Below are 8,021 nucleotides of genomic sequence, written 5' to 3' on the forward strand. Positions count from 1 at the left end.
GGTGCCGCCGCCTTCGTCGTCCGGAAGCGTTCTCATCCGGATCTCATGGCGGCCTCAACCCGCCATCACCACCGATCCATAGCGTCGCGTCATGTTCTTCACCTACCTCCGGCGCGAGCTGCGCCGCCGCAGAAAGGCGGCGCTGGTCGTCGCCTCGGGGCTCGCCCTGGGTATTGCGCTGGTCATCATCGTCAGCTCGGTCTCCTCCGGCATGAGCAAGGCCCAGGACAAGGTCCTGGAGTCGCTGTACGGCCTCGGTACGGACATGACGGTCATCGCGGTCGGTCTGACCGGCGCGTACATCGTGACGGCCATCAGCCCCACCCTCACCGCGCAACTCGGTGGCTCGGGCGGCGGTGGCGGCATGGTCGGCGGCCCCGGCGGCCCCGTCCGGCAGACGGCGGCCAAGTCCCTCGACATCGCGCTGACCGCGCCCGTCTCCCTCTCCACCATCCTCATCGCCGTCGTGCTGGCCGTGGCGGGCGGGCTGATCGCCGGCGCGTTCGGCGGCTGGCGGGCCTCCCGGCTGCGACCCGCGGACGCGCTGCGCCGCGTCGAATAGCCCGCCCGCGAGCCCACCCCTTTCAGCCCAGCAGGAGTTGACCCATGTACACGCTCAGCGGCGTCACCAAGCGCTATACCCGCGGCAAGTCCACCGTCGATGCGCTCGCCGGCGTCGATCTGACCATCGAGGACGGCGGCCGCCTGGTCATCCAGGGCCCCACCGGCGGCGGCAAGTCCACGCTGCTGCAGATGCTCGGCGGTCTGGACCGTCCGACGGCCGGCAGCGTCGAACTCGACGGTGTGGACCTCGCGAAGCTCAGCGAGGCCAAGCTCACCAAGGTGCGCGCGCAGAACATCGGCTTCGTCTTCCAGAGCTTCAACCTCATCCCGACACTGACCGCGCAGGAGAACGTCGAGACGGCGCTCGTCCCGCTCGGCGGCAGGCCCGCGGAGCGGCGCAGGCGGGCCGCCCAGGCGCTGGACTCCGTCGGACTCGGCGAACGGCTCGGACACCTCCCGAGCGAGATGTCCGGCGGGCAGCAGCAGCGTGTGGCGATCGCACGGGCCCTGGTCAAGCAGCCGAAGGTGCTGCTCGCCGACGAGCCCACCGGCAACCTCGACGAATCGATGCGCGACGAGGTCATGGAGGTGCTGGAGACGATGTGGAAGGAGCACGGGCTGACCTTCATCATGGTCACCCACGACAGCGCGATCGCCCGCAGGGCGCCGCGGCTGGCGACCATCCGCAAGGGCCGCGTCACGATCACGGAGAACGCGGCGGCCTGACGTACGGGCGCCAAGGTGTGGCGTACGGACGACGAAGGTGGCGTACGGACGTGGACGTGTGACGCACGGGCACACCGGCCGGGCACACCGGCCTGCCGGACAGGGGCGACGGCGCCAACGCTGTTGCCCCTGCCTGGCGTTAATGGTTCCGTGGGTGGTCCGGTACGCGGCCGCGTAAGCGGTGCCATGGCATCATCACGCCCGCGCCCGTTCGCTCATCGCATTAATCTCGCAGTCATGACCGCTGCCATCACCGCCATGATCACCGCAGTCGTCGGTGTGCTCGGCACCCTGTTCGCGCCGATGCTCGCGCAGCGGATGAGCGCGCGGGAGCGCCAGGCGGAGGCCGAACTGGCCGACACGCGGCGGAGGTTCGAGGAGCGGCGCGCCCAGTACACGGCCATGAACCGGGCCTCCCGGCAGTTCCACACACTCCTCAAGGACGCCCTGCACCGGATCAGGGACGGCGTCTATGCGGAGCAGGAGCGCACCCAGCTCGAAGAGGCCCGCCTCGACCACCGCGACCGCTACGCCGAGGCGCAGATGATCGTCCCGGAGCGGATCCTGCAGGCCTCCCGCGACCTCAACCAGGTCCTCGCGAACGCCGACGGGGCCGTCAAACGCCTGGACCGGGGGCTCGCCCGCGACGGCGAGACCGTGGCCCGCATCCTGGAGAACCTGAGGGCGGCGAGTCCGTTCCTCGACACGATGCGGGAGCTGATGCGGAAGGACCTGGGCATCACCGACTGAGCCGGGTGTAGCTGGCTACACCCCCGTTCCGGGGGACGGGTCCCTCGTTGCGGCGCGCCCCGCCCTGGAGAATGGATCACGTCGGATCAACCACGGAGGGAACCCCCATGAAGCCGCTGCTCTGGCTCGTGCTCTGTCTCGCAGTCGTCGCCAATGTCGGCCTCAACCTGATGGACGACACCGGGCTGCACATCGCCCTGAGCATCGTCTCGGGCGCGGTCGTCCTCGCGTCCGGCGTGCGGCTGTGGATGCTGCGGGACAGGCACGAGGAAGCCTGATCCCTCCGCCCAGACCGGCCGCATCCGGTGCGGATTGCGCCACATCCCCGGTGCCGGAAGGCTCGGGAGGGCTCAGTATGTGGATGCGGCCGAGGATATTGCGGCTTCCCTGGGACAATCGATACGTCACAGCGGTCCTGTACGTCGCATTGGTGAGTGCGCTTCTCACGATGTCTGGGTGACGTCCTCAATGGGGAGGGGGACCGGCGGTGCCCCTGGGGACGGGGGCGCCTTCGCGCACGTTGCCGACCCATGGAAGGTCTTGATCAGATGCCGGCCACCCCTGTTTCCTCGGAGCCGCACGCAGCCGAGATCCGTGTCATCGAGCCGCTGTACGCGGAGGTCCTGCGGCGCAATCGGGGCGAGAGCGAGTTCCATCAGGCGGTACGGGAAGTCCTTGAGACGCTCGGCCCGGTCCTGGCGCAGCGACCGGAGTTCGTGGACGCCCGGATCATCGAGCGGATCTGCGAGCCGGAGCGTCAGCTCATCTTCCGCGTGCCGTGGTCGGACGACTCCGGCGACATCCATGTGAACCGCGGCTTCCGGGTCGAGTTCTCCAGCGCCCTGGGACCGTACAAGGGCGGGCTGCGCTTCCACCCCTCGGTCGACCTCGGCATCGTGAAGTTCCTCGGATTCGAGCAGATCTTCAAGAATGCTCTCACCGGCATGCCGATCGGCGGTGGCAAGGGCGGCGCCGACTTCGACCCGAAGGGCCGCTCCGACGCCGAGGTCATGCGGTTCTGCCAGTCGTTCATGACCGAACTCCACCGTCATCTGGGCGAGTACACGGACGTCCCGGCCGGTGACATCGGCGTCGGCGGCCGCGAGATCGGCTACCTGTTCGGCCAGTACAAGCGGATCACCAACCGGTACGAGTCCGGTGTGCTCACCGGAAAGGGCCTGGGCTGGGGCGGTGCCCAGGCGCGCACCGAGGCCACCGGCTACGGCTGTGTGCTCTTCACCGACGAGATGCTCAGGAGCCGGGGCGGATCCCTCGACGGCCGGCGGGTCGTCGTGTCGGGCTCCGGCAATGTCGCGATCTACGCGATCGAGAAGGCCCAGCAGCTCGGCGCGACCGTGGTGACGTGCTCCGACTCCGGCGGCTACGTCGTCGACGAGAAGGGCATCGACCTCGCCCTGCTCAAGGAGATCAAGGAGGCCGGTCGCGGCCGGGTCTCGGAGTACGCGCAGCGGCGCGGCGCGCATGTCCGTTTCGTCGCCGGTACGGGCGTGTGGAACGTCCCCTGCGACGTGGCCCTGCCGTGTGCCACGCAGAACGAACTCCACGAGGCCGATGCGCTGACGCTCGTACGCAACGGGGTGCAGGCGGTCGCCGAGGGCGCCAACATGCCCACCACCCCGGAGGCCGTGCGGGTCTTCCAGGAAGCGGGCGTCGCCTTCGCCCCCGGCAAGGCAGCAAACGCGGGCGGAGTGGCCACCAGCGCGCTGGAGATGCAGCAGAACGCGTCGCGCGACTCATGGACCTTCGCGCACACCGAGGAGCGGCTCGCGGAGATCATGCGCCACATCCACGACTCCTGCTTCACCACGGCGGAGCGCTACGGCAGCCCCGGCAACTATGTGGTCGGCGCGAACATCGCCGGCTTCGAACTGGTCGCGGACGCGATGCTCGCGCAGGGTCTCATCTGATCCCGCCCCGTACACACCACCGGCCCGGCCGCCTCGCGGCCGGGCCGGTGGCGTCGGGGCCCTTCCCTTCGGATCGGGCCCCGCGAGCCCGGCGTGATCCGAACGCGAGAGGGCCTGAGAGCCGCGTCACCGCGCGGGCCGGCGCCGGAAGAACTCTGCCAGCCCCGTGTTCACGACCACCACGACGCCGGCCACCGCCGCCGCCACCGGATGACCCACGCGGTACACCGCGTACACCCCGCCGCCGAGCACAACCGCCTTCACCAGCAGGACGCCCCACAGCGGAAGCCGGATTTGGGCGCGAGGAGCGGCGAACAGCCCCCACAGCACGATGGCCACCGCCGGCATTCCTAGCCCCAGCAGCCACCGGGCAGCGTCTGAGCCGCCGGCCGTGAAGCCCCACCAGGACAGGCACGCCAGCGCCGCCAACTCGACGACGAACGCCAGGAGTTCGTTGGCCATGAACCAGGGGCGGCCGCGCATCGCGGCCAGGCTGTCGAGGCCGTCACTCGTCATCGGGCGGGAATCCTCCTCAGGCAGGTCCGCGAGACGACGGGCGGCAGGTCAGCCGTCCGCGGGCGCGACACCGATCGGGCACGATACGCCCGTCCCGCCGATCCCGCAGTAGCCCGCCGGGTTCTTGTCGAGGTACTGCTGGTGATATGCCTCAGCGGGCCACAACGTGCGGCCCTCCGCCGGGAGGATCTCCGTGGTGATCTCGCCGTGGCCGGAGGCCGTCAGGACCTTCTGGTACGCCTTGCGGGACGCGGCCACCGCCGCCTCCTGCTCGGGGGAGTGGGTGTAGATCGCCGACCGGTACTGCGTACCCACGTCATTTCCCTGGCGGAAGCCCTGCGTCGGGTCATGGGACTCCCAGAAGACCTTCAGCAGCTCGGAGTACCTGACGATCTTCGGGTCGAAGACGACGCGGACCGCTTCCGTGTGCCCCGTCAGGCCCGAGCAGACCTCCTCGTACGAGGGGTTCTCCGTATAGCCCCCCTGGTAGCCGGCGAGCGTCGTCCAGACGCCGTCCATCTGCCAGAACTTGCGCTCGGCGCCCCAGAAACAGCCCAGCGCGAAGTCCGCGACCTCCAGGCCGTCCGGGTACGGGCCCAGCAGCGGATTGCCGAGGACCGTGTGGCGGGACGGGACGGTGAATTCGGGGGTGGGGCGGCCGCGCAGGGCCTCCTCCGGGGTGGGGAGCTGCGGGGTGCGGCGGTGCAGGAACATGCGGGGGCTCCTCCGGGGTAGGCGTGTGCAGTCCGTACAACGCGGCGGGGCCGCCGCGGATTCCGGCGCCCCCGCCACGTCGCACCGGTCAGTTCCCGCCCGCCGCCAGGACCTGTGCGGCGCTGAAGTCGCGCGGCGGATGCGAGTCGTACGGGGAGGACGGCTCGGTCGGCAGGGAGCCGCGCATCCCGTCCAGCTCGTCCTGGCGGGCGGCCAGCAGACCAGCGGGGGAACCGGCCCCGCGTCACCGGGGCAGTGCCGCCGGGCTGCCGCCGTTCGCCTCGTACCCGGCGACCGCCAGCGCCCGGTAGACCGTGTACTCGGCGGCCGGGTCGGGGTTCTGCGTCCACGGCAGCGCGCCCACGTGCCCGTCGATGTGGACGAGCTGGTGCATCGCCTCCGCCCAGCGTTCCATCCGGACCAGGAACAGCACCAGCAGATGACGGACATGGGCGAGCATCGGGTCGTCGGGGCGTGCCGCGTGCACCGCGAACAAGGCGCCCTCGACGGCCTTCGTCACCACGACGCCCCGGTAGAAGCCCTGCACCAGATTGACCTCGGGCAGATGCTCGTACACCGCGAACAGCGGCAACGCGGCCAGCAGCGACCCCTGCGGGGCGCGGGCCGCGGCGGATGTCGCGAACCGCTCGGCCTCCTCGCGGGAGCCGTGCCACTTCTCGCACCAGAAGTGCAGCGCGGCGATGTGCGCGCCCATGTGCGCCGGCGCGCGGTCGATGATCTTCGCCCAGAGCTGGTCGAACTGCTCGTGGGAGTAGCCGAGTCCACGCGCGACGGCCAGTTCGACGATGTACGGGACCGGGTCGCCGGGCGCCAGCAGGGCCGCCTCGCCGCAGACCGTACGCGCCTCCTCCAGGATGATCCGGAAGTCGTCCGTCCCCGCGGAGGAGGACCGCCATGCCTGCTGGACCAGGAACTCGGCGTGCACCGCGGCCCCGCCCGCGTCCTTCGGCGAATCCGCGCGCCACGACCGCAGCCACGCACCACCGACCCCGGGCGCCTGCAGCAGCTCCAGCGAGGCGGCACCGGCGAACGCCTGCACGCGCTGCCACCGCACCTCGCCCTCCTTCGGCGTCCCCGCCAGCAACTGAGAGGCGGCGCGCCAGTCCTGGGTGCGCTGCACGACATCGAGGACATCGAGGAGGTCCTGGTCGGGGCCCGGCATCCGGATGTCCAGCTGCTCCTGGCGCACGAAGCCGTACGTGTCCGGGTCGGCGGCGTCGGGGGAGCCCGGCGCGACCTGGCGGATACCGGAGCGGCGACGCAGCACGAAGGGGCCGAGGGCCGCGGCGAGCATGCACAGCGCGATCAGGAACCAGAGAATCTCCATGCGTCCATTGTCCCCGGACGGCGCAGTGGCCGTGGATCACCCCTGTGACGAACTACGCTCGGGCCCCATGAGCGACCAGCAGAGCTTCGAGACCCTCGCGATCCACGCGGGCAACACCGCCGATCCCCTCACCGGCGCCGTTGTTCCGCCCATCTATCAGGTGTCCACGTACAAGCAGGACGGCGTCGGCGGACTGCGCGGCGGCTACGAGTACAGCCGCAGCGCCAACCCGACGCGCACCGCACTGGAGGAGAACCTCGCGGCCATCGAGGGCGGCCGCCGCGGTCTCGCCTTCGCGTCCGGGCTCGCGGCGGAGGACTGCCTGCTGCGCACGGTGCTCCACCCCGGCGCCCATGTCGTCATCCCGAACGACGCCTACGGCGGCACCTTCCGGCTCTTCGCCAAGGTCGTCAAGCGGTGGGGCGTCGACTACTCCGTCGCGGACACCTCGGACCCGGCGGCGGTCCGGGCCGCGGTCAACGACCGTACGAAGGTCATCTGGGTCGAGACGCCGTCCAACCCGTTGCTCGGCATCACCGACATCGCCGCGGTCGCGGAGGTGGCGCGCACCGCGGGTGCCCGGCTGGTCGTCGACAACACGTTCGCCAGCCCTTATCTGCAGCAGCCGATCGCACTCGGCGCGGACGTCGTCGTGCACTCCCTGACCAAGTACATGGGCGGCCACTCCGACGTCGTCGGCGGTGCGCTGATCGCCGCCGACGCGGAGCTCGGCGAGGAACTGGCGTACCACCAGAACGCGATGGGCGCGGTCGCCGGACCGTTCGACTCCTGGCTGGTGCTGCGTGGCATCAAGACGCTGCCCGTCCGGATGGACCGGCACAGCGAGAACGCGGCCAAGGTCGCCGAGCTGCTGACCCGGCACCCCAAGGTCACCCAGGTCCTCTACCCGGGGCTGCCGGAGCACCCGGGGCACGAGATCGCCGCCAAGCAGATGAAGGCGTTCGGCGGCATGGTCTCCTTCCGGGTCCAGGGCGGCGAGGAGGCGGCGGTCGAGGTCTGTAACCGGACCAAGCTCTTCACGCTCGGTGAGTCGCTCGGCGGCGTCGAGTCGCTGGTGGAGCACCCGGGCCGGATGACGCACGCCTCCGTGGCCGGCTCTGCCCTGGAGGTGCCGTCCGACCTGGTCCGCCTCTCCGTCGGCATCGAGTCCGCGGACGACCTGCTGGCCGACCTGACGCAGGCGCTCGGCTAGGGCGTCCGGGTACGGGGTTGGCCCGGGCGGGGGCTGTGGGGGGTTGCTCCTCGGTGGGTGGTTTCCACGGGGTGCCGGCCGGTCGGGGCGTCCGGGTACGGGGTTGGCCCGGGGCGGGGGCCGTGGGGGGTTGCTCCTCGGTGGGTGGTTTCCACGGGGTGTCGGCTGGTCGGGGCGTCCGGGAACGGGGTTGGCCCGGGGCGGGGGCCGTGGGGGGTTGCTCCTCGGTGGGTGGTTTCCACGGGGTGTCGGCTGGTCGGGG

The 8,021-nt window shown here is 70.8% G+C and carries 9 protein-coding genes; 6 read left to right on the forward strand and 3 right to left on the reverse strand.

Annotated features, from left to right (window positions below; translation table 11 throughout):
* Positions 1 to 91: 91 nt before the first annotated feature.
* The 5 genes from ACGFSA_RS05580 to gdhA all read left to right on the forward strand — a co-directional run bounded on the left by ACGFSA_RS05580 (position 92) and on the right by gdhA (position 3,968).
* Positions 92 to 562 carry a hypothetical protein gene (locus ACGFSA_RS05580; RefSeq protein WP_393300058.1) on the forward strand — a complete coding sequence of 157 codons (471 nt, stop codon included), beginning with the start codon at positions 92 to 94 and terminating at the stop codon, positions 560 to 562.
* Between the two features lie 44 nt (positions 563 to 606).
* Positions 607 to 1,290: an ABC transporter ATP-binding protein gene (locus ACGFSA_RS05585; protein ID WP_393300061.1), complete on the forward strand. Its 684-nt coding sequence runs from the start codon at positions 607 to 609 to the stop codon at positions 1,288 to 1,290.
* A gap of 237 nt (positions 1,291 to 1,527) precedes the next feature.
* Positions 1,528 to 2,040 (forward strand): hypothetical protein, encoded by a 513-nt coding sequence (locus ACGFSA_RS05590; RefSeq protein WP_393300064.1) that lies wholly within the window; start codon positions 1,528 to 1,530, stop codon positions 2,038 to 2,040.
* A 107-nt stretch (positions 2,041 to 2,147) separates the two neighbouring features.
* Positions 2,148 to 2,318, forward strand: a complete 171-nt coding sequence (locus ACGFSA_RS05595) for a hypothetical protein (RefSeq protein ID WP_393300067.1) — start codon at positions 2,148 to 2,150, stop codon at positions 2,316 to 2,318.
* Positions 2,319 to 2,588: 270 nt separating this feature from the next.
* Positions 2,589 to 3,968, forward strand: a complete 1,380-nt coding sequence (gdhA, locus tag ACGFSA_RS05600) for an NADP-specific glutamate dehydrogenase (protein WP_393300292.1) — start codon at positions 2,589 to 2,591, stop codon at positions 3,966 to 3,968.
* 126 nt (positions 3,969 to 4,094) lie between these two features.
* Here the strand turns inward: gdhA and ACGFSA_RS05605 are convergent, their stop codons facing one another.
* The 3 genes from ACGFSA_RS05605 to ACGFSA_RS05615 form a co-directional block, all read right to left on the reverse strand.
* Entirely contained in the window at positions 4,095 to 4,451 is a 357-nt protein-coding gene (locus tag ACGFSA_RS05605) for a YrdB family protein (RefSeq protein WP_393300295.1), read from the reverse strand.
* A gap of 81 nt (positions 4,452 to 4,532) precedes the next feature.
* Positions 4,533 to 5,198: a peptide-methionine (S)-S-oxide reductase MsrA gene (msrA, locus tag ACGFSA_RS05610; protein WP_393300070.1), complete on the reverse strand. Its 666-nt coding sequence runs from the start codon at positions 5,196 to 5,198 to the stop codon at positions 4,533 to 4,535.
* Positions 5,199 to 5,442: 244 nt separating this feature from the next.
* Positions 5,443 to 6,546, reverse strand: a complete 1,104-nt coding sequence (locus tag ACGFSA_RS05615) for a hypothetical protein (protein WP_393300072.1) — start codon at positions 6,544 to 6,546, stop codon at positions 5,443 to 5,445.
* 67 nt (positions 6,547 to 6,613) lie between these two features.
* On the opposite strand from ACGFSA_RS05615, the gene ACGFSA_RS05620 reads away from it, so the two are divergent.
* Positions 6,614 to 7,759 carry a cystathionine gamma-synthase gene (locus tag ACGFSA_RS05620; protein ID WP_393300075.1) on the forward strand — a complete coding sequence of 382 codons (1,146 nt, stop codon included), beginning with the start codon at positions 6,614 to 6,616 and terminating at the stop codon, positions 7,757 to 7,759.
* The last annotated feature ends 262 nt before the right edge of the window (positions 7,760 to 8,021 follow it).

Origin of the sequence: Streptomyces sp. NPDC048496 (assembly GCF_043200055.1) — a bacterium.
GTDB lineage: Bacteria > Actinomycetota > Actinomycetes > Streptomycetales > Streptomycetaceae > Streptomyces.

Coding starts and splice junctions, on each gene's coding strand:
- ACGFSA_RS05580 (WP_393300058.1), top strand. CDS start 92: ATGTTCTTCACCTACCTCCGGCGCGAGCTGCGCCGCCGCAGAAAGGCG.
- ACGFSA_RS05585 (WP_393300061.1), top strand. CDS start 607: ATGTACACGCTCAGCGGCGTCACCAAGCGCTATACCCGCGGCAAGTCC.
- ACGFSA_RS05590 (WP_393300064.1), top strand. CDS start 1,528: ATGACCGCTGCCATCACCGCCATGATCACCGCAGTCGTCGGTGTGCTC.
- ACGFSA_RS05595 (WP_393300067.1), top strand. CDS start 2,148: ATGAAGCCGCTGCTCTGGCTCGTGCTCTGTCTCGCAGTCGTCGCCAAT.
- gdhA (WP_393300292.1), top strand. CDS start 2,589: ATGCCGGCCACCCCTGTTTCCTCGGAGCCGCACGCAGCCGAGATCCGT.
- ACGFSA_RS05605 (WP_393300295.1), bottom strand. CDS start 4,451: ATGCGCGGCCGCCCCTGGTTCATGGCCAACGAACTCCTGGCGTTCGTC.
- msrA (WP_393300070.1), bottom strand. CDS start 5,198: ATGTTCCTGCACCGCCGCACCCCGCAGCTCCCCACCCCGGAGGAGGCC.
- ACGFSA_RS05615 (WP_393300072.1), bottom strand. CDS start 6,546: ATGGAGATTCTCTGGTTCCTGATCGCGCTGTGCATGCTCGCCGCGGCC.
- ACGFSA_RS05620 (WP_393300075.1), top strand. CDS start 6,614: ATGAGCGACCAGCAGAGCTTCGAGACCCTCGCGATCCACGCGGGCAAC.